Raw genomic sequence first — 25,705 nt, forward strand, 5'->3', positions numbered from 1 at the left:
AAAGAGATTTTATTATGAACTTAACTTTTGACGTTGAGCGATTACTGCTGCCTGTCAGTGTCGATCTTCAAGATGCTTTAAACCAATTGATCAGCGAATCAGGCAAATGGACACCCATGATCCAATCGGTAGTGATCAACTTCCGAGATTCATCCTACAGTTCGGAAAGTGGCGGTTGGCACCCTGTTGAAATCAGGCTTGTCCGCCTCTACGACCAGTGGATATTTGATTACATCACTGACTTTGCGTATTGCGGTGGTCCTTATCCCGAACTGGTTAAAGAAGTGGACTTTAACTTCTCATCTGGAACAGCGAGTTTTTCCTATGCTCCGGAGCTGCCGATAACAAGTAGTGAGGTAATGGAGTTCTACTCGATGTGGGAATCCAACTTTCTTAGCTACGTCGAAATGGGCGTGTTCGATGAGATAAAAGTCACTGTGGATTAGTCCATCGGCAACAAACCAAGTAGAAAGCACCATGTATGTACCATAAAATAGTCGACTCACTTCCTAGTGACACTAAGGCTTCCTATTGTTCCATGTTAATCATGGCGTGATGGGAAGCCTTTTTCATTGGGGCAAGTTTTAGCAACGTTTACCCAATCCGTTGCCTTCGGGATTCAGAGGGGATGAAGTTGCTGGATTGCAATGGACGGTGGAAACACCAAGGAAGGGAGCGTTAATTCTAACGAGTTTGGTTGGTTTGTTCTGGTGTTTTGTTATTAAAAGCTCCCATTGCTATGTCGAAGCAATGGGAGCAGTAAGGGACGGGAAGCCTATATAAAATACCGAGAGAATGATTTGTCTGATGCTATCTCTGCAACTAGGGGTAAAGGCTAGCCCTTATTATGCAACGAGAGGTGCCCTTAGTAATTTGTTAGTGGCTTGGCGTGAAAACTTGGTCATTTTCAACGTTACTATGCGCTGTAAGCGGTAATCCACGATTCCCACACATTAATCTCAAACCCGTTGAGTCAAAAAGGAACTTGTCACCGGAATCTATAGTGACAAGTTCAATTCATGGCTCTGTTTATCCAGTCATCATACCCAGTAGATAGCCAACGGCGGTGAAGCTTAACAAGTTAGCGATATCAACTAGGTAAAAATACGGACTGGACTGAGTGATTTGGAGCAGAGTTCGTGCATCAGACATCATGGTAATACCCCTATTTAATTACAGCTTCCTTCGGAATTATTTATTAGTTAGTCTGAACCTGACCAAAAATAGCATCATTTTGAGTTTTCCCTTGCTTGGTATCGGTTTCAAGTCTCGCTAAATCACCCCTTTCCCTTATCTCACATAGGTAAGCTCAAAATCGGTACATAGTGGCAAGTCCATGGGTAGAGCGGTCGGTCTCGGCGTAGTGAAACGACATTATGTCGGGGTTCTTTGTTGACTTGGAGCTGTGCTTCTAGAGAGAACGCTAGGGCGTTATTTATTAACGTGGCAACGTCATGACACGATACTCATGTACAGCAAATAAAGCATTTGGATCATCATGATCTAATTGCTCAGTAAGCTGATAGGTTTCGGTAGTCTGAAACGTGTCGACTACTTGTAACGATCCAAAGTAGCGTGGAGATCGCGTATAAGTTCAAGCTTGAGACTGACTGGGGAGAGAACCTCGACTTGAGGTATCCAAGACTTCAACAAGGGCAAGATATCGCTCAATCTTGATACTCGACTGCTGACCAACAAACTACCGTCGCTTAGTTCTTTCAATAGCTGCTGGTGGGGAAGAATCATACCTTCAAGAAAGCGTGGAGCTACTTCCCTATCAACCTGTACAAGCACCTCAGCATCATCCGGAGTTAGCCACTCCATCCCTTGTTTATGTATCTCCTCGTGGACCTTTTGATTCGGTTTGTATTTATCTTCCCGGCGGTGAATCCGTGAAATATTTGGTAGTCGGTACGAATGTAACTGGTCACTGTAGGTCGCAGCGAGGAACCAGATACCACGGTCATTTACCAAACGATAGGGATGGACAGATTCAAACGTTTTTCCATGGTAAATAAGGTCAATAACAGAGTGAGTGGTAATCACTTCGGTCAGTTGTCTAAACAGCGCATCGAACTTCTCCATGGGTTCGGAGCGTGGGTTCTTAAACAGAACGGGGGTGTGACCGTTGAACTTGTAATGATTAGGTAGTAGCGCGGACAACCCCGTATCGTGCAGTACCTTGTTGGTATTCGCATTACCATTATTTCGAGTTACCGGATCTAACCGATAACCCTGATTGGTGCGGATAATCGGAGCGTTGACGAGCCTTTCATTGAAATCGCGTCTCAGGGTTTTCTCGCTTACCTGATAGTCCGCGACCAACTGCTCAGGGGAGAGCACTTCTCCCATAAACAATCTCGTCAATATGTCACCTAGCCTTAATGCTAGCTTTTCACTCTTATCGCTCATGCTACTAGCGTACGGTTTCCCTTGGACAGGTTGAGGGCAAAACATTTTTAAATGTTTCTAACCGTCACGCACTGAGATTTGGCATAGCTTTCATTGGGTAAGGCAGTGCAATGACGATGACTATTTTCACACTCATTCTGCGGTCTTGGACATACCCTGTCCGAGCTCAGTGGGATACTACACAACGTAGATTTACTACAACGTCAATTAAAGGAAACTATAATGAAAGTGACATTCATTAAGCCACTTATGGCATCAGGTTACTCATGCCGCTCTTTAGGTTGTCCCGGTTGGGTCACCAAGGGTGGGTCATGCGATACGTGTGGCGCAATGGATTACAGTTAAGAAGGAGCGTTCATATGGGCGGTTGGACAGAAGACCAAGGTGACTATGATGATGGTACAGAAGATTCTGGCTTCAGTCAGGACTTCGACATGGAACCGGGCGACGATGGTTGGCTTGGCGGTGACTTCATGGCTGATGATGACGATGATTAAGTCCCATCACTAAATTAGACTTATCAACAAGGGCGATATCGAAAGGTATCGCCCTTTTTCATATCGAGAGAAAAGGAAAAAAACATTATGGCGAAAACACATTTTCACTCTAACCCTCAACAGCGCTGGTTTAAGCCTAGTTCGTCAACAGGTGTTCGATTCGCGAAGTACGGTGCCACACTCGGTACCCGCTATGGTCCCCAAGGGGTCGTGATTGGCGGGGCGCTCGGGTTTGTCGCAGGTGCATTAATCGGAGGAGCGTTGGATGAGCTAGATGTTATCTAGTGAAAAAGTAGAGGCGAAACTGCCTCTACTTTTTTCTTTGTCGTAACTGATGGGAAGTGGTTTCCCTTTGTCTCATTGGACTTTTTCCTCTGTGTTCATTTAGTCCGTTGGGGAATTAATACCATTCTTAATTTCACACTGCCATGTGAGCAAGATAGGTTTTGTTTTATATGCTTGAGGTCTTTCAATGAACATTTTGGGTGTAACGATATCGTGAAACTCTGTCAGTGAGAGCGATTGGTGCATACGTTGTAAGATATACCTTATGCTGCGTTTGCCGATATGTCCCTCCGATGTTGAGAGCTTTACGTTACATGTGTGAATTTTTCTTTGTCTAACAATTGTGTGTTTTTTGTCAGGTAACGATGGATCCCAAAAGTTGAACGTATTGAATAATATCTGACCAGTAAACGGGTTAGGTACGTCTTGCTGAAAGTCTTGCTCGATGGTGGCTTTATATTTTATTCGACTTTTGTCACTAATAACGAGTTCGAGCGTTAATTGATTACGGTTTTTAATTGCATACACTGAGTAAGTGCTGTCTCTACTACCAAGATATTTGTAGAGCGGATTTAGGTTGGTAATTTTGAACGGGATGTATTTGATACTTTTGCTTGGCTTAACCAAGAGATAGATGAGGTACGTGCTCTGTTCGTCGTCTTTCTCGTCAGTTTCGCCACGCGTATCGTCATAATAATCTAAGTAATTATGAGTGGTTGTCTCAATCTCTTTGCTTTCTTTGGTATCAGCTTTACTATCTTTGTTATCAACCTCGTCGTTAATGGTGTTAAAGATAACGAGTTTGGCATCTAAGAGCTGTTTGTTAGCTACTTTATTGGTACTTGGTTGACCAATATGTTTTTTGTAGAACTTGAGATTCGTTTCTATTAGGTGCTTTTCTGCTGGTGGTGATGCTCTGCGTACGGCTTCAAGAAGCAGCTGATGGCTTTCTTCTTCGTACTTTCGCTCGGTTGAAATGAAGTTTCCCAAGAGCTGGATAAATTCTCGGTTTTGTTTATACCAGGGTGGGAAGTCTAGAATATCTACCGTGATTGGCATCTCTATATCTTGGTATGTCTCGTCTTTACTGCTGTCCAATTCTACAATGCTGCTCTCGATTAAAGTGAGCGCAATTCTTTTCTTGTTTGACAATTCTTTCAATGGCTTGAGCGTTTTAATGTGCTTAGTTTTATAAGTGGAATGTGCGGAACGCTTTGGGAACGACTGGTGTACCCCTGCTTTTTTAAAGGCACTTTCCAATGCTGCGGTAGCTTTATCAGGACTTAAGCCAAATAGCCGCTGTAGGGTGATGATGAGCAAGTGCTTGTTATGAATTGATAACGGTTTAGCTTTTGGCGTGAAAAGGTAAACCGTTTTTTCATAGAGTACGGGTTTTCTTCTAGGCATATTAAATCAAACAAAATGGTTCCTTAATCTGTGCATACTAACGAGTTAATCTCTTTGTATGAACTCTTTTTTCTTACGGTGCATCATATTTTATGGTCTGTAGAGGGAGTCGTGTGGTCGGCACTCTTCAGTCAGTGTCACCTTAATCTTTGCTCACGATTTACTTATACGGAGTGAGATATTGTGAGCACTACACCGATAGAAATGAACCAGAAGGTACTTAACGCCTTGCCTCGTCCTGCTAAGGGCGAGCAAGGTGTTGAGTATCCTTGGAAGAAAAACCCCCGATTGCGCGTACTTGTGACCGCGAAGAGTATGCGCTGGATTGTTCGCCTTGGCTGGAAAGGAAAGCGTTACTACGAGTCGTTTGGCACTTATCCCGAAATGAAGTTTGCTGAATTCAATCAGTTGGCTTACCAATTTATCGCTGATGTTCAGTCTGGGGCATACCAGAAGGGATCGCGTTTGACGGTTCAGCAGTTCTTTGATGACGTTGTACTTCCATACAGTCGTAATCATCACCGCGATTCTAAGACCTTTTTATCCCGTTCTAAGCGCGTAATGGCTGCGTTTGGTAAAGAGCGCGTTACGGACGTGAATCGCCGTGATGTTGAGCGGTTTCTCAATTCACTTACTGACTTAAGTCATGCGTCCATTAACCGTTATCACGCCTTCTTGTCGAAACTTTTTTCGATGGCGGTTGAGCACGAGATTATTGATAAAAGTCCAGTAAAGGGCGTTAAAAAGCGGGTGGAGAACAATGCGAAAGACCGAGTGTTGTCCTCGAAAGAAGCGGAAAGCTTTTGTCGTCATGCGTGTGCTGAGCCGAACTTTCTACATGCGAGTGCGCTGATGTTGAGTTTGTTGACAGGTATGCGTATTGGCAACGTGATGAGTTTGACTCGATCTATGCTTGCCGATGATCTTTCTTCTGCACTCCTGCCGATGACGAAATCTGGTAAATCGCAGCGCATTTATTTCTCCGAGCCTGCAAAACGCCTGATCCGTAAATGTCTCAAAGTGTCGTTTAATGATTGGGTGTTCCCTTCGTTAAGGAACCAAGGTGAGCATATTGCCTACCCACGTGCTTGTATGGAACGCATTCAGCAAGCCATGAAGCAAGAAGGCTGTCTGGACGCACCTTTTACTATCCACGATCTTCGCCGCACTTACGCAACCCAAATGTTGATTGCGACGAACGATATCCGTCTCGCGCAGCAAAGCCTTGGTCATTCCAATGTGAATGTCACCGAGCGTTACGCCTACTATCAAAATACCCATTTAGCGCAAGCCTCTCAGCAGACCGTTGACGCTATGCTACCTAACTTACAAATCGATTAAGGAGTTCGACATGTCCAGAGTACTAACTATTGAAGAATTTGCGGAAATGTACGGCTTAAACCCGGCAACCGTGCGAACCAATGTAACTCGCAACCCTAGAAGCTTACCGCCAGTGATGCGCATAGGTCGCAGTGTGCGCTTCTTGCGTAGTGAGGTTGAGCGTTGGGAAAAAGAGATGACAATGCATTAACACAGTAATATCTCTTAATACAGATAAAAGCCCAAAGGCGTCCGTTAGGACGTCTTTGGGCTTTTTAGTATCTGCCTATAAAAATCAAACAAAAGTGTACCTAATCTTGATCTTTTTACTATCACAGCCTTGACGATTGATATTTCTTCTAGCGCCTTTCGTGACTTAGGTTCTGCGCTAAATCTTAGCTGGACTTTGAGCGACGAGTTAATTGTTTTGTGGCTTGTCGACTCGATTCCCTTCTTAGTTGAGTGCTTTCTTTCATCCCTAATATGAACCTCAGCAACGCAGCGATTCTCTCGCTTAGTTGTTTTCGAGGGGGCAGCGAGCTTCTTCGCTGCTCTTTAACAATTAAATGATTTGAGGTATCAAAATGAGTAACTCTATTTTTGTGCGTACTAACTCTGGTGTAGCAAATGTGTTTGGTGGTAAAACTGTTCTTCCGTCTGAAGATCTACTGCTTATTCTGGGTGCAAGAGGCAATCTAATCGTTGCTGAAACTGGTGAAGAGGCTGATGCATTGTTTAAACAGGTATCGAAGAAGATGAAGCCTGAGAAAAACAAATGTTTCATGCTAGAAAGCGGTGGCTGGATCCATGCGGATACGGTCGGCGGTGCTTTCATCTCTCCAAAGTCGGGTGCATTGTTGATGACGGTGGTAAACAGCGACAATTTGCTTGCTATGTTTACGCCTGAAGAATTCAGTGACCTCGAAGGTTTGCGTGACGCGATTACTGAAGCCTTGCTGACGTACAGCGAGGGTAATGATCTGCCTAAGATTGCTTGGTCAGACTTTAAATAATCATCATTGTAAACCTTGCAAAAAGACGCTTAGAGCGTCTTTTTGCGTTTCTAGAGAGTAGTATTATGAATGAAACATATGATTGGTTAGAGCAGTCTTCTGACTTAAGCATGGACAACCTAGCAACATCCGGTTGGACTGAAGAAGAATCGGTAAGTGCTTGGGGTGACGCTCAACCTAGTGAGCCCACTTCTTTTGATAGCGTTAAGCGCAAAGCGAAACCACTGGTGGGTCGTAAGCCCAAAAAGAAGAAGCAAACTAAGCGAAAGCGACGAGAGGCAACACCGTTCTTTGAGCGCCCCGTGATAGCGATGGATACTGAGTATGTAGAGTCTGAATGCGGAACCTACAATCGTATCTTGAGCTACCAATTCGCCGTTCTGTTCCAGGGCAAGTTATCAACGATTATCTTGTTTCCTGAATCGACCAAAAAATCGGGACGGCTGGCACTGGACAAATGCTTGGTTCAGGCTATCGAAAAAGCGATGGAAGATGAAGTACTTGATAAGTGGCCGACTGACATCATTTTGTGTGCTCATTGGCTATCGGCTGATTTGTTTAACTTCAGCCAAGCTTTTAACCAACTGAAGACACATGTCAAAGGTTTACGTAAGACGGTGGCGAGTCTTGATGACGTATACGGACTGGAACTTGATAAAGTCATGTCTCGACGTATCGACAAAGAACCACTACACGCTTACTCGAAGTCTGGTAACAAGAAAACTCTGTTCATCACCTTTTATGATACGCTTTTATTAGCGCCCAATGGCTCATCTCTTTCATCAGTAGGCGACCTACTGTCTATACCCAAAGTTGAAATTCCAGAGCCTTACTCTATCTCTCGAATGGATGAGTTTCTGGAAGCACAACCTGAGAAATTCGCTGAGTATGCAATTACTGATTCAATTATCAGTGCTCGTCATTTCGAGCGGGTTTCTTCCTTCTGTCAAAATACACTCGGTCTAAATTCGGTTCCTTTTACTATTGGTGGTATCGCCGTTAAAGCCTTTGTGAATAGTTTGGAGGATAAGCGCGGTTACCGTGGTTTGTTTGGCTTTGAGAAAGTGACCAAGGAGGTTTGGCCTTCTGACCGAAGTAAACCTCTGACCATTACACGGGATGTGCCTGTAACAGCTCGTATGACGTTGGAAAACTTTTCGACTCAGTGTTATCACGGTGGTCGCAATGAGTCATTCATCGCTGGCCCCACGGGTATAGATACATGGCGTGATTACGATGTTCCATCATGTTATTCGGCGATTACGCTTGGTTTACGTGAGTTAGATTACGACCAGATGTACATGACCAGAGATCTGAAAGAGCTGTTTGGAGACAAATGTGCTTTGGCTTGGGTCGAGTTTAAGTTCCCTGATATTGCCTACCCGTCCTTAGCCGTACGATCTGAATATGGATTGATATTTCCGCTATCAGGTGAAACGCACTGCACTGGTCATGAACTTGAAGTTGCGTATAACCAAGGTGCTGAAATCACCATCAAGCAAGCGTTTGTAGTGCCCTGGAAGAATGATAAACGAATCTTCGAAGACTTCATGCGTTGGGGTCGAGAACGGCGTAAATCATTCGTTAAAGGTAGCTTTGACGAGAAACTGACCAAGGAAATGTTGAATAGTTGCTATGGAAAGCTAGCTCAATCGTTACGCCCAAAGAGGTCGTTCGATATCCAAGCTGGTTACTCTACGCAACTACCACCATCGACTTTGACCAACCCATTTTTCGCCGCTTACACGACTGGCTTAGCTAGAGCCTTGTTGGGGGAAATGCTTCATAGCATCCCCGATAATAAGGTTGTTGTTTCAGTGACGACAGATGGCTTTCTGACTAATGCTGAACTGGATGAGATAGACCTAAGTGGCTCTATTTGTCAGCGGTTCCGAGAGCTCTACCATCGTATAGACCCAACTGGTGGTGAAGTATTGGAACTCAAGCATCAAGCGAAGCAACTGATCGGTGCTAAAACTCGTGCTCAGTACACGGTTATCGGAAGTGAAGGTTTTGAGCCGATACTGGCTAAAGGTGGCGTTAAGGTCGATCCGATGGTCACTGACCAAAGTGCTTATATGGTGAACAAGTATCTCACCCGAAAGCCCGGTGACAAAGTTGATGGTAGCTACTTAACACCGAACCGGATGCGCTTTTTAGAGCATAAGGATTTGATGCTTGAGAAGCGGTCCATCTTCCTGAATATGGAATATGATCAAAAGCGACAGCTCCTAAATCCGGTAATGGTTGACGTGAAAGGACGGAAGCATATTGCGCTTGAAACCAAGCCACACAAGTCGCTGGATGAGATGCTGTTTACAAGATTGCGCTTTGATCGATGGCGGAAGACGCATTGTCTTAAAACGTTTGAGGATTGGTGTTCATGGCAAGACCGTTTAGTAATGGCAGAAAGCACGAGTCACAAGGACCTGCGTTTAAAGGCTGATGAGACTTCGGATAGCTTAATGGCACGCTTATTCTTGCGTTTCTACGCGCATGAACAAGGTGGTATGAGCAAGAAGCAGATTAGCGCTAAAGCATTAGCTGAGTGGATGACCGATATTGGCTATCCAACCAAAGCGACCGCTGTACGTAGTGCTAAGAATACCAAATTGATTGAAGGCGCTGTACCGATGACAGAGCTGACCATCAACTTAGCTCGCTTAATAGTCTCGAAGTTTCCTGACTTCGAAGTTGAAATCCTCTTCAACCCTGAATCTCGTTCCTCACTGCGAGAAGCTCTCAACGCCCGTTGAGATCGTAAATATTGACCTATCGAAAGCCCTTATCTCAAAGGGCTTTTTTACATATCAACCATTGCACCGTTGGGGATATAAGAAGCCCTACCTCACACGCAATGACATTTATTCAAATCCACAGCCGTCATTCCGGCGGCTAACTCAATAAAATTTATAAGGAGTCCACCATGGGACGATCAAAAAAGAACCCTATCGTAATCTTGCGCGGTCACAAGACCTCAGTATTCCCAAGCGATATCGAAGCGCGACCTTACTACCAGCGTGTTAAAGGTGTTCCAGCAATCTTTTACAAATGCGGCACTATTGAGAAAGGCATGCGCGACCTGATTGCCTTTCAAAAGTGGGAAGCAATTGCACCGGAGTTTAAACAGCGGAATGTATCGAGAAAAGAAGCCGAGGCAATCATTCAGGCTATGCTGGCTGATGAAGATAAGTTTGTCGCTGAGCAGCTTGCTGAAGTCCAGCGAGAACGTGCGGAGAAGCTTGCTGAGGAAGCGCGAATTAAGTCTCAGCCGACGATAGAAGAGCGTTCTATTGCTGCATCTAAGAAAGCAACTGAACAAGCATGGAATCGACTTCAGGATGAACTAGAGCACGATAAAAAACACGTTACTTTAAAGTGTGTTCTTGGAACTGGTGGTCAAGCATCGCGAGTAGAGAAGGTATCAGGAGGTATTAGCATTGTTGAGCATGAGAAAGGTGCGAAAGTGTCATTAAAACGGATGTCTTTGGGGTATGCAGCGCTAAAACAAGCTGATAAGGCACTTAGTTGTGATGCTGAAACCGTAAAAATTTTGGGATTGGATGTCACAGTGGTTAACACTCTGACGTTATGGGCACCGAAGTGGAAGCAACAGAACTGGGTGAAACCTAACGGACAGCCGAGACCGAACGCAGAACTCGTACGCGACATGCTGGCGTTATATGAGCAGATTAAATCTAAGGTCTGCTTCGGCGAGGGTATAGCTCAAAAAGCACCTGTAGACGATGATGCGCCGTTTTAAGGTCTATTTAGAGTAGTGACCATGCAGAGGTCGTCTGGCTTGTCCAGGCGGCCTCTGTGTGGTTTTATGCTTAGCAAATTGAAAAGTGATAACTATATGAAAAATATCTATGAAATTGAGGGAGTTGAGTTCCCTTCCCGAACAGCTGCTGCGCGTCACTATGGTTTGAATCCTAAACTGGTGAATGAGCGTATTACCAAGTTCGGGTGGACACTAGAGCAAGCTCTTGAGCTAGAAGCGCGCCCTAAAGGTGACTACCGCAAGAAAGTTGTTATAGACGGCACTGAGTACTCAAGTATGCGCCAAGCGGCTAGAGAGCTAGGTGTCGCGCAAAGTACGCTGATGAACCGCATAAAGGCTGGCATATCCGTAGAGGAAGCGTTTTCGGCTTCCCATGCCAACCGAGAGAAGCTAAAAGGTCAGTCCAAACCTATGTTCTACGGTAACAAACTTTACCCGTCTGCGCGCCATTTGTTGCTTGCTCATCCCGCGCTGGTTGCTGGTGGTGATTTGGGTAAGGCCGTTACCTCGTTGAATGACAAGGCTCGTCGAGCTAAGAATCAGGGTAAGGTTCGTAACCTATCACTGGATCAAGTTGCTGCTGAGTATGACTTGGCGAAAATTGGGTTTGCTGATGAGTTTGATGGTTTTGTTGAACGGTTAGTGGAACAAGTTGGTGAAGCGGTTTTGACCGAGCTGTTCTATGAGCTGAAGTAGTCGATAGCATCTACACTTTAGAGGATGTTCCACATACTACTAAGTACATTATCCTGTTAATGAACTTTAAAACTTCCTTTAATTAAGGGAGTAAAGAAAATAATACATTTAAAACATGCATTTACTCTTATGGTTTTTCGGTTGCATATGAGAGAATAGCACCAACATTAGGAGGTGCTATGCTGGCGCAAAATTTTAGAAATTTAATGGAGTTGGTTGAACGAGAAACTGTTAGTGACTCTTTTGGTGGACCTCAGCTTCAAGGAAAAGCTCCATCATATAGAGTATCTGTTTTGACCAAATGGCTCATAGAAAATTATCCAACAGAATCATGCTCAACATCAACCTTGTTAACCAATTTAAGCCAGCGGACGAATGATGCTGAGTTTAGTTACATTGTTGAATCGTGCATCCGATTTGCTTTTTTGATTGAGCTTACTAATTTAGGAATTACCTCAACCAAGATGAAGACCCGTTGGCTTGAAGGATCGATAATCAAAACAATGCCAGGTAGTTACCAAAACTATCGGGGACCATTCAGTCCGGGCAATGATGAAAGAGCTTCGTCATTTGATGATTGTTTGGCAGTTTTCAATAGGTCATTAGAATTAGTTATTAATTCCCGTCCACACTTAGAAGTGTTCAAAAACTTAAGATATCCAGGATGCCGGGCAGTGCCATATGAAGGAGTATTAACATACTCAAACGTCCTGCTAAATCCTGTTCATGTACACCAAAATATATGTTTGACAAATCTGAATGATATTTGCTGGTTGATTCAAGCCAGACCGATCATTCGTGCGGCTTTGACTAGTAAGAATAGAAATAAAATTAATACGAAATGCTATAAGACAGACCGCTCACAGACGGGGGAGGTTCAAACAAACCGTGCAAAACGCTGGGAGTGTATCGCAATGGATTTCCAACATGCAACAATCGAAGAATGTTGGTCGGTTGAAAGAAAGTTGTTGAGCGATCTAGCCCACTTTACAAATTTCTCTCAAGAAACCAAGCTACGACTCATTAACGAAGGGTTGTTTGGAGCTCAGCATATAACTAAGTGCCCAATTACACTGGAACCTCTGGACTTCATCCAGTTCCAACAGGATGCTGAGCATGGCGAATCCTGCTTCCAAGTCGGACATATGAACCCGCTCAAAGCTGGAGGACGTCATGTTGGTCCAAACATCGCGTGGATTTCTGCCGATGGAAACCGGATCCAAGGAGACTTAGATTTGGATGCAACACGAGCATTGATTCGTGGTATTGCTGAGAGAATGAACGAACTAACTCTTTAATAGTTTATTGAACTTTTAAAAAAGCAGGTTCTGTTTTAAAGTAATCCCAGATTCATGAACTGAAATTGGGATTACTACTTTGACTAAGAAAAAGCCTCTAAACTCTGCATTTTTAGAGATTCGAAACTATTTGGCCGGTAAGGCGATTGGTATCACTCGTGATAAATCACTTATGCATGAGGTTGTTAAGTGTTTGTTTTGTTATGTGAATTTCGATGACCTTGCAAATCGAAATTATGTTGATGGAGAAACACTTGCTGTAAATTACAGGAATGCTTTTGAGAAAATCAAAAAAGATTTACCTAGCGTATTTGATAGCTCTGAAGAAATATTACTAGATCCTGACTCAATCCTTTACATTCATGAAATATTCACATTTGTAGACTTAAGCGATCCCCATAATGATCCTCTGAGTGAACTTTATCAAGCTTTTGTTGGTTCTGAAGTACGAGGTAACGAAGGTCAGTTTTTCACTCCAACTGAAGCGGTAAAATGGCTTGTAGCAGCTGTTGCGCCAAAGAAAGGCGATCTTATTATTGACCCTGCTTGTGGTGCTGGTAGCTTCCTTAGCTTTTCCTCTCGCTACTTAAGAGCAAATGGCGTTTCTGCGGAAGATGTTCAGAAATCTATCTTTGGTATTGAGAAAGACGAATATTTATCTAAGCTTGCAAATGCTCACATCGCACTTAGCACTATGACAGAAAATAACATTGTGTGCGGTGACTCAATCGAAAAGAAAATCAAAGATAACGGTCCCATTCCGTTTGAACTTGAAAATACATTTGATGTAGTTCTGGCAAACCCACCTTTTGGTGCAAAGATCAAAATTGGTACTGAAGCAACTAAGCGAAAGTTCGAACTTGCTCATCGTTGGTTAAAGAACAAAGAAGATGGCACTTACAGCATTACAGATAAGCTTATTTCTAACCCCTCTCCTCAAATCTTGTTTATGGAGTTATGTATTCGCTTACTGAAAGTTGGTGGTCGAATGGGTATTGTTGTACCAGAAAGTATGTTGACTAGTGGTTCAAGCAGTTATGTTGTTCAGTACTTACTCAAACATATGGCTCTAGATGCTGTTATTGGTATGCCTGAGAATTTATTTAAGACCTCTGGTAAAGGTGGTACTCATACTAAAACATGTTTGATATTGGCTACCAAAAAAGATCATGAGAAAGCTCCATTAAATAATGAAATTTTTATGGCAGAGGCTAAGTGGTGTGGTCACGACAGCCGAGGAAATCTAATTCCTCATAATGATATCCCAGTAATCCTTGATAATTACTTGAACGATAAGATTTCAGAGGGACAAAGTTACTTGGGCTACAAGATCAAGCAAAGTGATTTAAAAAACTTTGTGCTTGCCCCTAGATACTACAACCCTGAAGCAGTAATGGAGTTAAACTCTCTGAATAACTCTCATGATTTAGTTTCATTGCAGGAGTTACATGATAAGGGGATTATAGAAATTTCAACGGGTGATGAAGTTGGTAAACTAGCATATGGAACTGGTAACATTCCGTTTGTTCGTACTTCTGATATCTCTAACTGGGAAGTTAAGCTTGATCCTAAACATGGTGTGTCTGAAGAAATCTTCCAAAAGTATGCGAAACGTCAGGATGTTCAGGAAGGGGATATTCTGATGGTTAAGGATGGTACTTACCTTATTGGTACGTGTGCCTTTGTTTCAAAATACGATACAAAAATCCTATACCAAAGTCACTTGTATAAAATTCGAGTGAAAGATAAGTCAGTAATTTCGCCTTACCTACTGTTAGCTGCATTGTCTTCAAAACCTGTAATCACTCAAATTCAGTCGAAGCGCTTTACGCAAGATATTATTGATTCTTTGGGTAAACGAATTTATGAATTGGTGTTACCTTTACCAAAATCAGAAGCTAAACGCCTTGAAGTTGCAGGTATGGTTGAAAAATCTATCAACGAGAGAATAGAGTCAAGGGAATTAGCTCGACAATCTCGACTGGTAATTCTAGAGTCCTAAAATAGCATGCCTCCTACATCAAGTGGGAGGTGTCAACGTTTCAAATCTGTGCTCAATGTGTGCTAAATAGATCCAATGAAATCCTATTTTATGGTCCTTGATATCCAACAAAATCCTCTTAAATGCAAGTAACTACAAGAGCTTGAGAGGAATTCAAAATCCGTTGCCTTCGGGCGTGGCGGTTCAAGTCCGCCCACCGGTACCATACATAGAAAGGTCGCTTTTATAGCGGCCTTTCGTCGTTTTAGGCGTTGTAAATTTTATGATAAAGGCCGCGTTGCCTTCGGTGTGGCGGCAGGAATGCCTGTCCAATCAGTCCGCCCACCGGTACCATACAAAGAAAGGTCGCTTTTATAGCGGCCTTTCGTCGTTTTAGATGTTGTAAATTTTATGATCAAGGGCCGCGTTGCCTTCGGTGTGGCGGCAGGGATGCCTGTCCAATCAGTCCGCCCACCGGTACCATACAAAGAAAGGTCGCTTTTATAGCGGCCTTTCGTCGTTTTAGGTGTTGTAAATTTTATGATAAAGGGCCGTGTTGCCTTCGGTGTGGCGGCAGGGATGCCTGTCCAATCAGTCCGCCCACCGGTACCATATTTAAACGATAAAGCCTCGATGTAATTCGATGCTGAAAATGTAGGCCTGAAGGCGCTAGAAAAAATTAACGCTTCGGTCGTTGATAAAGTCTTCGTTTTTTCTAAGTCAGATTCCGTCAAGCTTGTTTGTGAAAAGTCGTTGTACCTATTCTTATCAGACTATCCGACGGGTCATAATCAAGCCGATTTTTATATTATTGCTTACCTTTCTAGGGTGTTGCTTGCCTTAGATAAAAAGCAGTTGGGATCGGTTCATTTTGAGCTCTACAGTAACGATGAAAGCTTGATTTCAGCCTTTGAGTTTCAGTGCAAGCAATTAGGCGGGCTTTGTCAAAGCATCAGAACTAGAGAGAATACGGAGGTTCCAATGGTTAAGCCACAACAGCCCCCAAAAAAATCTCCTGAAGGCAAGCTTCTTCATGCTTTGAACTCTCCTCGCGCTTTAGATCCTAGCTTTCAAAATCAGCTAGGGCTGTCAAAGTCAGATTTTACCAAGGCAATCAATTCACTTGCCAAGAATAATCAAATCAAGCGCAGCCCTGAATCAAAGAAAAAATGGGTGAGGTGTAAGGGGCACTTCACTGAGCAAAGGTTAAAATGTAATACATCAGAAATCGTGCCCAATCAGATGACCTGAACAAAAACGCGCGGTTAGTTAATGCGATCAGTGGCTTGGCCATTTAACAGCGAGAGCAACTTTTCGCGCCGCAGATTCAAAATCTCATCAATTAATTGCTGCTTGGTCTGTAAACCGAAATGCAGGGTGTACTTATTGATCTTCTCTACGTCTTCGTGTTGTAAGCGATAGACCTCGTTTTTAAGATGCGCTTTAGCCTCACTTTTGATCATACCGTGATGCTGTAAAAGTGTGATGATTTTGAGATCTAATGGGTGCTTGGCCTTTAACATGATTTAGCGAGTTATTCTTTTTATTTCATCTTTTGGCCGACAATCTAGGGGGTAAAAGTGACAAAATGATGAAATATTCTAAAGCTAGAGCAATGAACCTTGATAAGTGCGATGAGACTCACTAAAAAGCGAACTGTATTGGGCGATACGTCGTGCACCAGTTAGTGAGTTTTGTGAATAAAACATTTAAAATCAATGCATTAAGTGTTATGGAGTAAATAGTACTATCTATTTTTTGCAAACAGTGTATATTACCCCGAGCTCTTAAAATTGGGCTATTTATGAAACATCAAGTAAAAGTCACTTCCTTAGTTTTCTTTCGAATCATTTCGTAATACGACTCCTGCGGCAACTTATTCTTCATCTTCCATCAAATAGTCAGATTTTTTGAATTCATTGTAATTTAAAAAAGGTATAGTTATGTCTAACAAAACAACTGGTTCTGTAAAATGGTTCAACGAAACTAAAGGCTTTGGTTTCATCACTCCTGACAACGGTGGCGCTGATCTTTTCGTTCACTTCCGTTCAATCGTTTCTGACGGTTTCAAAACGCTTTCTGAAGGTCAAAAAGTGTCTTTTGAAGTTGAGCAAGGCCAAAAAGGTCCTCAAGCAACAAACGTTGTTACTGCTTAATTTTAGCTGAGTTAGTCACTTTCTTCACTGGGTTGAAAGTGCGTACTACTGTTACAAAACGGTAGTTGAAATAAATGGATACGATATTAAAAGTGTCGATATACCTGTGATGTTATGCACTTGCTGTGTCGTATCTCTATTTATTTTTCTTCTCAATATTGCTCTCCCTCTCGTCATTCTCCCTCCGATGAGTGGATCAACACAGGTACGCTCACCTCTTGCCTCACAAGGAAACGATCATGAAAAAAAGAGTTGGCAATAATAAACACAAAGCAAAAAAGAACTACCAACAAGCGCAGTTCGAAAAAATGGTTGCAGAATATCAAAGTGCCAAAGCGGAATTAGACGAGATGCCTGCCGGTAGCGAAGCGTTTCAAGCGCATAAAAAGCACTGCGACATGCTGTTCGCAAAGGCTGAACGCTATTTTGATAACACCCAATAATCTTCGATTAGCTTGACCGCCATTGAAAAGACAGTGCAATGGCCGGTTGGCTTATGTCCTCGCCCTCATCTTCTCGGGCCTCATTGAACTTTTTCACTTCTCTATTCTCTTCACGTCGATTTGTTAAAACGCACATTCCTTTCACGGCTTGGGATCAGTGACTTCCCTCAGCGGATGAAAACCCTTATGCTAAGCGGCGAATATCACGGATTGTATCTCTATCGGAGAAACACAAGGAGACAAAGTGGAGCTAAGTTACGAAATTCTGGTCTTTTTATTATTTGCGGCCATGCTGGCTGGCTGTATTGATGCCATTGCCGGTGGGGGAGGCTTGATTGCGCTGCCCGCGATGTTAATGTGCGGCGTGCCCCCTGTGGCGGCGATTGCGACCAACAAGTTGGGGGGCGTCGGCGGTACTTTGTCTGCGTCGCTGCATTTTATCAAAACCGGTGATGTTCAAATCAAAAATATGCTGGGCATGATGTCGATGACCTTTCTCGGTGCACTTATCGGTGGCATCGCTCTGACACAAATAGACAGTAGCTTTCTGGCCGTTATTATTCCCTTTCTTTTGATCGGTTTTTCCATCTACTTTATTTTTTCGCCCAATCTTGGTGAGTTAGATCGTGAAAAGCGCATCTCTCCGCTCGCCTATACCTTTGTTATTGCGACGGTAGTGGGGTTTTATGATGGCTTTTTTGGCCCCGGAACGGGATCGTTTTTTGCTATTTCCTTAGTTTTGTTACTGGGGTTTAATCTGGTCAAAGCGACGGCCCATACTAAGGTATTGAACTTTTGTAGTAACTTTGCCGCCTTGCTGTACTTTATTTACGATGGCCATATTTTATGGGATATCGGCGCGGTCATGTTCATTGGCCAAGTGATTGGTGCAAAAGTGGGCGCGAAACTGGTCCTGGCGAAAGGACGAATGCTGATCAAGTTGGCCATGGTTACGGTGACTATCGGTATTTCGACCAAAATGTTGTTCTTACAATAGCCTGTGGCTCAGTTAAACAAAGCGTGTTTAGCTGTCAGTGGGGCCTATCACCCAATGGCCTCACTTGACTCCCTTATATTCTATCATTGTCTATAATCAATTGAGCAAACGATGAGTGAGGTCAATGATGAGAATAATCCCGTTAATCCTGCTCTCTTTTATTGGTTTGGCACACGCCAACGAGCAAGGTCAATTTAAGAGTGATCAAGGCAATTCCCTTTTTTATCAAAGTCACGCAAGCTTTAACCAACCTTGGGCGATGACCTTTTTGCCCGATAAGCGTTTATTGGTGACAGAAAAGCCAGGTCGGCTACTCTTAGTCGAGTTAGACACATCGACCGTACAATCGATATCGGGGTTGCCCAAAGTCGCCTATGGCGGCCAAGGCGGGCTTGGCGATATTATTCTCCACCCCAATTTTGTCGATAACCAATGGGTCTACTTTTCTTATGCCGAAGAGGATAAACAATACAAGCGCGGGGCTGCGGTAGCAAGAGCTAAGCTGGATCTCACCAGCCAACCGCCACGCTTAAATGATGTTTCTGTCATTTGGCGACAATTTCCCAAAACATCTGGGTCGGGACATTACTCTCATCGTTTGGCCTTTGATCGCCAAGGATACTTATTTATTACCTCTGGTGACCGCCAACAACTCGAACCGGCTCAAAGCTGGCAACAAAATCTTGGCAAGGTTATCCGAGTTCATGATGACGGCAGTATTCCGCTAAACAACCCCTTTCAAGATAAAGGTGAGCTGGCCAAGAGTTTTTGGTCACTAGGCCATCGCAATGCGCTAGGTATTGCCTTTGATCAACAAGGTCGCTTATGGACTCATGAAATGGGCCCGCGTCATGGCGATGAGCTCAATTTAACTTTGGCTGGTGAGAACTATGGCTGGCCTGAGGTTTCATGGGGCGATCACTACTCGGGGCTGTCGATTCCAGATCACGATACTCGCCCTGAGTTCCACACGCCTGAGGCCTATTGGGTGCCAACCATTGCGCCGTCGGGGTTTGTTATTTATTCCGGGCAAAGGTTCAAGGACTGGCAAGGCGATGGCTTTATTGGCGGTTTGCGTTCACAAGCCTTGATTCGCGTTGAATTTGATGGCCTACAGGCTCGTGAAGTGGAGCGTTTTGATTTGAAAAAGCGCATTCGAGAGGTAGAGCAAGGCCCGGACGGGAAAATTTGGTTATTAGAAGACAAACATGGTGGGCGGTTATTGTCGTTAGATCGCCGTTAATAGACATAAAAATAAAGCTCAGGGGACAATGCTATGTAAAGCCTTGCCCTCTGAGCTTTTTTCGTGTGAATAAGCGTTTAATTCACCGCTGATACACGTCTACAGACGGTATTTAAAGCCGAGGTTAATAGAGCGTGGATCGCTTGAAGACACGGTTGTCCAGTTCGACACAGCATCGGCGCGATTGAGGTCAAGCAGGTTTTTGATCAGCAGCGAAGCATCCCAATTTTTGGTCTCATAGTAAGTGCCAAAGTCAAACTCGGCGTAGCCGGGCAGTTCAAAATCATAGCCATTGAGGCTCGTTGACGTTTGGCCACGAGACGATTGTGAGCGCATACCCAGCGCGTAACGCCAAGGGGTATCAGCAGGGTCGTAGCTGTTCCATACGGTAAGAGAGTTGTACGGTGTCATGTCAGCTTGCTTGCCTGGATCATCGCCGAGCATGGTGTCGTGAGCATCGGTGTACGCGTAACTGATCTGGGTATAAAACTCAGGGTTAAAGTGGTAACGAGCATTCACTTCGACACCGTGCGCGCGGAAGCTCTCACCTGAGTTTTGGTACAGAACCGTCTCGTCGTTATCGGCTGTTTCTGTGTAGGTTAAGTTGGTCTTGTTGATGTAGAACAAGGTGACTGTCGAGGTTAAGCGCTGATCAAAGAAGCTGCCCTTAAAGCCAATTTCGTAGTTATCACTTTGTTCCGGATCATAATCGACGCCATCTTGGCCGTATTGCACGATATCAGAGGTGTCGACAGGATCGTAAGATTGGCTGTACGTTGCGAACAAGTTGACATCGTTATTTAGGCGATAAATGACACCAGCATCATAACTGAAGTGATAGAAGTTCTGCTCAAAATCCCCTGAATTGGATTGTTCTTTACCATTGAAATCAAGATAACCCAGTCCTAATGCCAGGGTAAAGTCGCCGATGGTGACGCGATCTTTGAGGTAAATATTCAGATCGCGATCTGTGGTTGGCGTTAAATCGACATCTTTGAGTGAGCTTGGCATTGCCGAGTACATTTGATCGCTTGGGTCTGAGACGCTAATGGTGTAGTTACCCAGTGCGTCGGCGTTGTCTTGGAAACTGCGAGCAGTGCGGATTTCTGCACGTCGCAAGTTGACGCCAAATAAGACGTGGTGATCAAGGTTTGCTAAGGTGAATTGGCCTTCGGTATTAATGTCCGCTAAGTAGTAAGTGTCGTCGCTTTTTGAGTAAGCCCATTTGCGCTCTAGCGTGGTGTCACCAATGCTGTTGCCAAGCGCTGAGCTATTACTGACATACAGGGTTTGCCCCTCGGCTTCGGTGCGAACATACGAAGCAATACCATTGATGCTCCAGTTTGGATTCAATTGGTGTTCAACCGAAAGCTCTGCGGTTTTCATGGTTGTGGTTGACACATCTAACGGGCTGCCGTAATCGTAGCTGCGGTCGGCAAATGAACCGACTGAGCCTGTGGTCGATCCTAAGCTGCCGTTGATGAAGTTACTGCCAAAGTAGCCGTCAGTCCAACCACTTCCGCCCTGGCGTTCTTGATCTTTGTACTCAAAACGCGGCGTAATACGCGTATGATCACCGATTTTAAACGTCAACGATGTATCGATCAGCACATCGTCATTGCCGTGGTGATCTTGGTAATCTTCGCCATCAGGTGAAACTTGGGCGATCAAGCGATACAAAACATCGTCGTACTCACCGAGTGGGCCAGTCGAGTCAAAATCCATCACCAATTGGTTGCGGTCAAAATAGCCGACATCGCTGGCGGCAAAAGAGCGAGTGCGCAGACCAAAAGTGGTTTGAGCATCTTCTTGGGGTTTTTTGGTGATAGAGTTGATGACACCACCGGCAATCCCGCTGCCGTAGAGCATGCTATCTGCGCCACTTAGAAAAGTCACAGATTCTAAGTTGTACGTATTAGGCAGTAGTGAACCTGTGCCGACATAGAAGGCTTGAAGGTTGCGTAAACCATTGGTCATAAAGGTGTTGATATTGGTTTGAATACCGCGGTGGTAAACAAACCTCGGCGCAGAATATTCCCAGTTAAACCCAGCTTGATAAGCGGCGACATCGCGAGTATCGGTTGCGGCCATATCGCTGATTTCTTCTTTCGAGACTAAGGCAATGGAACGCCCAGTGTCTTTAAGAGAAAGGCTCATCTTAGTGGCGGTGTTATCAATATCGTGTAAACCGTCTCCAGAGCGACCGATAACCTCGATAGTGTCAGTCTCATTGCTGTTGTCTTCAGCAAAAGCGAGAGGGGCCCAAGCGCTCAGCAGGGCACTACTGACAGCGATACTAAGGCGGGTTTTAGAAAAAGAGGGAATTAACTGCACTTTATTTCCTTTATTTACTCAATCATGACGGCCTGCGTCGTTGTTGTATTCCAACTCATAAACTGCCAAATATTGCGTTACAGGCAGAATGAAAAACATATAATTATTATTGATAATGATATTGGGATTGATTATCATTCGAGCGCATTATATGTAAATCATTCTCACTTACAACAAAAAGTTCATTAAAATCGATAAATTGTTGAGTGAACATTCAATTGGCAAATGAAAAGTGTCGAGTGGCACTGAGCTTCAGGGCTAAAAAGGTTAGAAAGAGTATGTTTAAGGCTTTTCAGGCGATTTTTGGGGCACTTGTGCTGACGGTTTCTTTGTCTGCTTATGGACAAACCATGACGATTACTACGGCAAAGGGCGAGCAAACCTTGGCAGGGAAACCCGAGACCATGGTGGTGTTTGACTTGCTTTCGTTAGATACATTAGACGCGCTAGGGGTAACACTGAAAGCCAAACCCAATAATTTAAAATTGGACTATATCGATAATTTTGTCGCTAATCCCGTCAGTATCGGTACATCTTCTCAACCTAATTACGAAAATATCGTTAAGATGAACCCCGACTTAATTGTCGTTGGGGGCGGTTCTTCTCGTTTGATGAAGCCGTTATCGGCCATTGCGCCGACGATAGACATGTACGTGAGTAGTGGTGATTATGTTGCGCAAATGTTGTCTCGTTTGGAAAACTTTGCTCTTATCACAGCAACACAAGAACGTGGTGAGCAACTCAAACAGGCATTTTTAAGCAAACTTACCCAAGCTCAAAGCGCCGTTCAGGGAAAGGGAAAAACGCTGATTGTGATGACTAATGGCAATAAATTGTCGACATTTGGTTTGAAATCTCGTTTTGGCTGGCTGTTTAGTGATGTTGGTTTAGTGCCGGCAATGACCAATATCGATCCTAAAAGTCACGGTGAAAGCATTTCATTTGAATACATTGCTAAGGTCGACCCCGATTATCTGCTCGTGGTGGATCGCGCCGCGGCAATTGGCCGTCAAAGTCAGGCAGCGGCAGTGACTTTAGATACCCCGCTGGTCAAGCAAACGAAGGCGGGTAAAGCGGGGAACATCATTTACCTAACTCCAGGCCCGGCTTACGTTACGGGTTCGGCTTATCAAGGTATGAACACCGTTTTGGACGAGCTGATAGCGGCCTACGGCGACTGATCAATGGCCTACCCTTTGATGATTATCTCACTGCTGATCCTCTCAGCAGTGAGTCTTATTATTGGTAGTGGTGACTTACTCACAACGACCACTCAGGCACAGCAATTATTGTGGCTCAGTCGTTGGCCGCGTACCGCCGCCGTGATATTAACGGGCGTTTGCATGACCATTTGCGGGGTAATCATGCAACTGTTGGTACGCAATCGCTTTGTTGAGCCAAGCACTACCGGTACCACTGAGGCAAGTATGATTGGCTTGTTAATTGCGGCCGTTTGGTTTCCTGAGTGGCCAGTCCTTGCCAAAATGACCTTAGCGTCCGTTTGTGCATTGGCGGGGTTGATGATTTTTTTGCTCCTCACTCGTCGCTTGCCGCGCTCTCAGCCTTTGTTAATCCCATTAGTTGGGTTGATTTATGGCGGGATCTTGGGCGCTGTGGCCACGTATTTTGCTTTTCAAACGGAATTGTTGCAGTACCTCAGCATTTGGATGACAGGTGAGTTCTCCGGTGTGATTGCCGGTCGCTATGAGTTGTTGTGGTTGGCTGGCGCCTTTGCCTTGCTCAGTTATTTGGTGGCGGATCAATTTACTATCGCAGGATTTGGGCAGCAGGCCAGCCAAAGCTTGGGGCTAAACTACCACTCCATTGTCGCTCTTGGCGTCGCGACAGTGGCGATTTGTTCGAGTTTGGTGGTGGTGACCGTGGGGATGTTACCCTTTATTGGTTTGATCGTGCCTAACTTAGTGTCGAGGTGGATGGGCGATAACTTACGCCAAACCTTGCCGATGGTCGCAGGTGTTGGTGCCATATTTACCCTGGTCGCCGATATTCTCGGGCGCGTATTGCGCTATCCCTACGAAATCCCAGCAGGCACTATTTTTGGTGCACTTGGTGCGGTCGTGTTTTTGTGGTTACTGTTTCAAGGTCGACAGCATGATAAATAAACCTTTGTGTTATCTGGCCTTCGCTTTGGTGCTGGTTGTGACTGGCTTACTGTTTTGGGATCTTGATAGCCACTACGCGTTTATTCTGTCACTGAGAGCGGTGAAGCTTGGTGGCTTGGTGGTGGTCGGTGCGTCGGTGGGAATTGCAACGCTGTTATTTCAAACCATTAGTAATAACCGAGTACTCACCCCGTCGATTATGGGCTTTGATGCCTTGTATTTATTGCTGCAAACTTGCTTCATCTTTGCGCTAAGTGGCTTGAGTTATGCGCATTTCTCAGACGTTGGGCTATTTACTCTCAATACCCTTGCCATGCTGGTGGCGTCGGTGATCTTGTTTACTGTGGTACTCAAAAAGACTCGCCATGATATTCAATTGATGATTCTCGTTGGGGTGATCTTTTCACTGGCTTTTCGTTCCTTTTCGACTTTCATTCAGCGCCTGATAGACCCTTCTGAGTTTGCCATTTTGCAAAGTGTCATGTTTGCCGATTTTGGCAGTATTGATCGCCTACAATTAGGGCTTGCCACTGTACTACTGTTCGGGGTTATTCTTTGGCTGTGGCGCTGTTGTTTACTGTTGGATCTCATGTTGCTAGGGCGAAATGCGGTGCAATCTTTGGGCGTTAATTACGATCGCTTACAGTTTGCCACCCTGTGCGTAATCGCGTTACTGGTGTCGGTGTCTACCGCGTTGGTCGGGCCGATCACTTTCTTGGGTCTGCTTGTGTCGGCTTTGACGCACAGCCTGATGAAAACCCATCGTCACGCCTTATTACTGCCGGCGTCTGCGATGATTTCCGCCTTGGTTCTTTTACTAGGGCAAGCTTTGTTCGAGCGCGTTTTATCGCAACAATCGACGTTAGGAGTTGTGATTGAGTTTATAGGCGGTGTGCTGTTTTTATTGCTGTTGGCAAGAGGAAAAATTCAATGATTTCTATCGATAAACTTACGCACTCTATTGGCGGTAACGTCATTTTAGACAAGGTGAGTCTTGTGCTGCCAAAAGGCAAAGTAACCGCCTTAATTGGCCCGAATGGGGCGGGCAAGTCGACCTTACTGCATATTTTGGCTCGGCAAACGAAGCGCCAACAAGGTTCAATTAAGCTCGATGGCACTGAGATCAGTGAGATTAAACATCAAGACATGGCGTTGAAAATGGCGGTCGTTGCGCAGGAAAGCGGCGTATCGAGTCGCTTAACAGTGGAAGATTTGGTGACGTTTGGGCGTTGGCCACATCATCAAGGCCGACCGACAGAGAAAGACCGTGATGCCGTTCAGCAAGCGATGAGCTTGTTTGATTTGAACGAACTTGCAGCGCGTTATCTCGATGAAATATCCGGTGGCCAAAAGCAACGTGCGTTTGTCGCGATGGCTTATGCGCAAGACACCGATTGGCTTTTACTTGATGAGCCGCTGAACAACCTTGATATTCACCATGCAAGGTCATTAATGCGCCAATTGAGAAGACTGGCTGACCAAGAAGGGAAAAGTATTGTTATCGTTATTCACGACTTAAATTACGCTTTGGCGAATGCCGATCACTTTGTCGCGATCAAAGAGGGCAAGCTTGCCTTTGCCGGTCCGACGTCACAAGTGGCAACGTCTTGCGCGTTATCGGAATTATATCAGTCAGACATTGAGATTATCGAGCAAGGTGGTAAGCGCTTTGCTTATCACCATTAGACGTATCGATTGGGTCCAATGATGATGTCT

25 protein-coding genes are annotated in these 25,705 nt (G+C 44.6%); 20 read left to right on the forward strand and 5 right to left on the reverse strand.

Annotated elements, in window-relative coordinates; all coding sequences use genetic code 11:
• Nucleotides 1-14 precede the first annotated feature (14 nt).
• Complete coding sequence (locus AB0763_RS01575) at nucleotides 15-446, forward strand: DUF2787 domain-containing protein (RefSeq protein ID WP_306102165.1); 432 nt, start codon at nucleotides 15-17, stop codon at nucleotides 444-446.
• A 583-nt stretch (nucleotides 447-1,029) separates the two neighbouring features.
• Here the strand turns inward: AB0763_RS01575 and AB0763_RS01580 are convergent.
• Nucleotides 1,030-1,155 (reverse strand): hypothetical protein, encoded by a 126-nt coding sequence (locus tag AB0763_RS01580; RefSeq protein ID WP_255212448.1) that lies wholly within the window; start codon nucleotides 1,153-1,155, stop codon nucleotides 1,030-1,032.
• Nucleotides 1,156-1,551: 396 nt separating this feature from the next.
• Nucleotides 1,552-2,457, reverse strand: coding sequence for a helix-turn-helix transcriptional regulator (locus AB0763_RS01585; protein WP_368643565.1), 906 nt, complete (start codon nucleotides 2,455-2,457; stop codon nucleotides 1,552-1,554).
• Nucleotides 2,458-2,771: 314 nt separating this feature from the next.
• Between AB0763_RS01585 and AB0763_RS01590 the strand changes: the two genes are divergently transcribed.
• Together AB0763_RS01590 and AB0763_RS01595 are read left to right on the forward strand one after the other, a co-directional pair.
• The gene (locus AB0763_RS01590) at nucleotides 2,772-2,909 is read left to right on the forward strand and encodes a hypothetical protein (protein WP_023585706.1); all 138 of its coding nucleotides are present in this window, start codon (nucleotides 2,772-2,774) and stop codon (nucleotides 2,907-2,909) included.
• 87 nt (nucleotides 2,910-2,996) lie between these two features.
• Complete coding sequence (locus AB0763_RS01595) at nucleotides 2,997-3,194, forward strand: hypothetical protein (RefSeq protein ID WP_061871897.1); 198 nt, start codon at nucleotides 2,997-2,999, stop codon at nucleotides 3,192-3,194.
• Between the two features lie 99 nt (nucleotides 3,195-3,293).
• On the opposite strand, the gene AB0763_RS01600 is transcribed toward AB0763_RS01595, so the two are convergent.
• On the reverse strand, nucleotides 3,294-4,601 hold the full coding sequence (locus tag AB0763_RS01600) for a hypothetical protein (RefSeq protein WP_306102163.1): 1,308 nt from the start codon (nucleotides 4,599-4,601) through the stop codon (nucleotides 3,294-3,296).
• A 183-nt stretch (nucleotides 4,602-4,784) separates the two neighbouring features.
• Here AB0763_RS01600 and AB0763_RS01605 point away from each other — a divergent pair, with 183 nt between their 5' ends.
• The 9 genes from AB0763_RS01605 (at nucleotide 4,785) to AB0763_RS01645 (ending at nucleotide 15,944) form a co-directional block, all read left to right on the forward strand.
• Nucleotides 4,785-5,942, forward strand: a complete 1,158-nt coding sequence (locus AB0763_RS01605; RefSeq protein ID WP_306102162.1) for a site-specific integrase — start codon at nucleotides 4,785-4,787, stop codon at nucleotides 5,940-5,942.
• Between the two features lie 10 nt (nucleotides 5,943-5,952).
• Entirely contained in the window at nucleotides 5,953-6,132 is a 180-nt protein-coding gene (locus AB0763_RS01610; RefSeq protein ID WP_023585710.1) for a helix-turn-helix domain-containing protein, read from the forward strand.
• A 373-nt stretch (nucleotides 6,133-6,505) separates the two neighbouring features.
• Nucleotides 6,506-6,934, forward strand: a complete 429-nt coding sequence (locus tag AB0763_RS01615) for a hypothetical protein (protein WP_024103869.1) — start codon at nucleotides 6,506-6,508, stop codon at nucleotides 6,932-6,934.
• Between the two features lie 65 nt (nucleotides 6,935-6,999).
• On the forward strand, nucleotides 7,000-9,690 hold the full coding sequence (locus AB0763_RS01620) for a hypothetical protein (protein WP_306102161.1): 2,691 nt from the start codon (nucleotides 7,000-7,002) through the stop codon (nucleotides 9,688-9,690).
• A gap of 170 nt (nucleotides 9,691-9,860) precedes the next feature.
• Nucleotides 9,861-10,697 (forward strand): hypothetical protein, encoded by an 837-nt coding sequence (locus AB0763_RS01625; protein ID WP_306102160.1) that lies wholly within the window; start codon nucleotides 9,861-9,863, stop codon nucleotides 10,695-10,697.
• 96 nt (nucleotides 10,698-10,793) lie between these two features.
• Nucleotides 10,794-11,414 carry a hypothetical protein gene (locus AB0763_RS01630; RefSeq protein ID WP_306102159.1) on the forward strand — a complete coding sequence of 207 codons (621 nt, stop codon included), beginning with the start codon at nucleotides 10,794-10,796 and terminating at the stop codon, nucleotides 11,412-11,414.
• Nucleotides 11,415-11,593: 179 nt separating this feature from the next.
• Nucleotides 11,594-12,712, forward strand: coding sequence for a hypothetical protein (locus AB0763_RS01635; RefSeq protein WP_140184405.1), 1,119 nt, complete (start codon nucleotides 11,594-11,596; stop codon nucleotides 12,710-12,712).
• Between the two features lie 79 nt (nucleotides 12,713-12,791).
• Nucleotides 12,792-14,714 (forward strand): N-6 DNA methylase, encoded by a 1,923-nt coding sequence (locus AB0763_RS01640; RefSeq protein WP_306102158.1) that lies wholly within the window; start codon nucleotides 12,792-12,794, stop codon nucleotides 14,712-14,714.
• Nucleotides 14,715-15,446: 732 nt separating this feature from the next.
• Complete coding sequence (locus tag AB0763_RS01645) at nucleotides 15,447-15,944, forward strand: hypothetical protein (protein ID WP_306102157.1); 498 nt, start codon at nucleotides 15,447-15,449, stop codon at nucleotides 15,942-15,944.
• Between the two features lie 14 nt (nucleotides 15,945-15,958).
• Here AB0763_RS01645 and AB0763_RS01650 read toward each other — a convergent pair whose 3' ends face one another.
• On the reverse strand, nucleotides 15,959-16,216 hold the full coding sequence (locus AB0763_RS01650) for a hypothetical protein (protein ID WP_306102156.1): 258 nt from the start codon (nucleotides 16,214-16,216) through the stop codon (nucleotides 15,959-15,961).
• Between the two features lie 420 nt (nucleotides 16,217-16,636).
• On the opposite strand from AB0763_RS01650, the gene AB0763_RS01655 reads away from it, so the two are divergent.
• From AB0763_RS01655 to AB0763_RS01670, 4 genes are all read left to right on the forward strand, one after another.
• Entirely contained in the window at nucleotides 16,637-16,849 is a 213-nt protein-coding gene (locus AB0763_RS01655) for a cold-shock protein (RefSeq protein ID WP_306102155.1), read from the forward strand.
• 239 nt (nucleotides 16,850-17,088) lie between these two features.
• Nucleotides 17,089-17,292, forward strand: coding sequence for a hypothetical protein (locus AB0763_RS01660; protein WP_306102154.1), 204 nt, complete (start codon nucleotides 17,089-17,091; stop codon nucleotides 17,290-17,292).
• 244 nt (nucleotides 17,293-17,536) lie between these two features.
• Complete coding sequence (locus AB0763_RS01665; RefSeq protein ID WP_306102153.1) at nucleotides 17,537-18,289, forward strand: TSUP family transporter; 753 nt, start codon at nucleotides 17,537-17,539, stop codon at nucleotides 18,287-18,289.
• A gap of 124 nt (nucleotides 18,290-18,413) precedes the next feature.
• Nucleotides 18,414-19,532, forward strand: a complete 1,119-nt coding sequence (locus tag AB0763_RS01670; RefSeq protein WP_306102152.1) for a PQQ-dependent sugar dehydrogenase — start codon at nucleotides 18,414-18,416, stop codon at nucleotides 19,530-19,532.
• 99 nt (nucleotides 19,533-19,631) lie between these two features.
• On the opposite strand, the gene AB0763_RS01675 is transcribed toward AB0763_RS01670, so the two are convergent.
• A complete protein-coding gene (locus AB0763_RS01675) occupies nucleotides 19,632-21,866 on the reverse strand; it encodes a TonB-dependent siderophore receptor (protein WP_306102151.1) in 2,235 nt (744 codons plus the stop codon).
• Between the two features lie 278 nt (nucleotides 21,867-22,144).
• Here AB0763_RS01675 and AB0763_RS01680 point away from each other — a divergent pair, with 278 nt between their 5' ends.
• Genes AB0763_RS01680 through AB0763_RS01695 form a run of 4 tightly spaced genes read left to right on the forward strand, consistent with a single transcriptional unit; the run spans nucleotide 22,145 to nucleotide 25,675 of the window.
• Nucleotides 22,145-23,047, forward strand: a complete 903-nt coding sequence (locus tag AB0763_RS01680; protein WP_306102150.1) for a siderophore ABC transporter substrate-binding protein — start codon at nucleotides 22,145-22,147, stop codon at nucleotides 23,045-23,047.
• Nucleotides 23,048-23,050: 3 nt separating this feature from the next.
• The gene (locus AB0763_RS01685; protein ID WP_306102149.1) at nucleotides 23,051-23,989 is read left to right on the forward strand and encodes an ABC transporter permease; all 939 of its coding nucleotides are present in this window, start codon (nucleotides 23,051-23,053) and stop codon (nucleotides 23,987-23,989) included.
• Nucleotides 23,979-24,923 (forward strand): iron chelate uptake ABC transporter family permease subunit, encoded by a 945-nt coding sequence (locus AB0763_RS01690; protein WP_306102148.1) that lies wholly within the window; start codon nucleotides 23,979-23,981, stop codon nucleotides 24,921-24,923. The genes AB0763_RS01685 and AB0763_RS01690 overlap by 11 nt, the downstream gene beginning before the upstream one ends.
• Nucleotides 24,920-25,675, forward strand: coding sequence for an ABC transporter ATP-binding protein (locus AB0763_RS01695; RefSeq protein ID WP_306102147.1), 756 nt, complete (start codon nucleotides 24,920-24,922; stop codon nucleotides 25,673-25,675). The genes AB0763_RS01690 and AB0763_RS01695 overlap by 4 nt, the downstream gene beginning before the upstream one ends.
• Nucleotides 25,676-25,705 lie beyond the last annotated feature (30 nt).

The sequence above is a fragment of the Vibrio sp. HB236076 genome (genome assembly GCF_040957575.1).
GTDB lineage: Bacteria > Pseudomonadota > Gammaproteobacteria > Enterobacterales > Vibrionaceae > Vibrio.